Genomic DNA, 1,255 nt, shown 5'->3' on the forward strand with positions numbered 1-1,255 from the left:
TGGTCTTAAGTCAATAGATTGGACACGACGAATTGCTGTTTTCTATCCACTATTCCGAGCATAATAGACCTCTTCAAAACGAATGGGGGATAAATAGCCAAGTGTGCTATGTTTCCTCTTTCTATTGTAGAAAAACTCTATGTACCAGTAGATTTCTTGCTGCGCTATTTCTTTGGTAGCAAACTTCTCCTGGTAAATGAGTTCTCGTTTAATATTGGCATGAAAGGCCTCAATAACCGCGTTGTCATAGCAGTTTCCCTTCCGACTCATGCTGCAGATCATTTTGTAACCTCTCAGCCTTTCTTGGTACTCTTCTGAAGCGTATTGGGATCCTCGGTCCGTATGATGAACAAGACCTGGCGCTGGTTTTTCAGCCGCTACAGCTCGATCTAGTGCCTCTAGAACCAGCTCATTCGTCATTCGACTTTGAAGGGACCACCCGACGATTTTTCGACTAAATAAATCCATCACACAGGCTAAATATAATCTCCCTTGACGCGTCCAAAGATACGTGATGTCGGTCACCCATACTTTATTCGGAGCCGTCGTTTTAAACTGTTGATTCAGCAAATTCCCTGCAATCGGCTGCTTGTGGTTCGAGTCCGTTGTTTGTACTTTGTATTTCTTAACCGTGCAGGAGTGCAGACCATTTTCTCTCATAATACGTCCCACTAGCTTTTCGCTGACTCGTTTGCCTTCGTCTACCAAACAATCCTTGATTCTAGGCGCTCCATAGCGAGCCTTATTGTCATGGAAGTGATAAATGATACGCTTCCCCAGTTCCTCACGTCGCTGCTTACGCTCGCTCTTCGGGGCGCTGAGCCATCTGTAAAACCCACTCCGGGCCACATGAAACACTTTGCACATCTTCTCGACACGGAATTCGGAGCGGTGTTCCTTGATGAATTGGAACTTTACTTCCGGTCTTTGCTGAAGTAGTGCATCGCCTTTTTTAGAATCGCTATCTCCTCTTCCAGATCCTTGATGTGATCGTCCTTCTCTTTGATGAGTCTGTCGGACTCACGGAGGTTGCCACTTCCAATAAAGGGCTCGTTCTCAAACTTACGATGTACCCTCAGCCAGTTGCTCAGTGTGCCTACAGGGATGTTCATCTCTTCTGCGATTTCGGGTAATGTTTTATGGTTTTGTTGAATGTATTTTACCGCTTGTTCTTTAAATTCTTGACTGTAACGCTGCCGCTGTTCTCCCATTTTACACACTCCGCTTTACATTGATATTTTTTCTATTATATCAA

Annotated in this window: 1 pseudogene; it reads right to left on the reverse strand. The window is 44.6% G+C overall.

Annotated elements, in window-relative coordinates:
* Positions 1-42 precede the first annotated feature (42 nt).
* Positions 43-1,211, reverse strand: a pseudogene (locus tag FU659_RS34940) (IS3 family transposase).
* Positions 1,212-1,255 lie beyond the last annotated feature (44 nt).

The sequence above is a fragment of the Paenibacillus sp. N3.4 genome, assembly GCF_008017805.1.
Taxonomy (GTDB): domain Bacteria; phylum Bacillota; class Bacilli; order Paenibacillales; family NBRC-103111; genus Paenibacillus_E.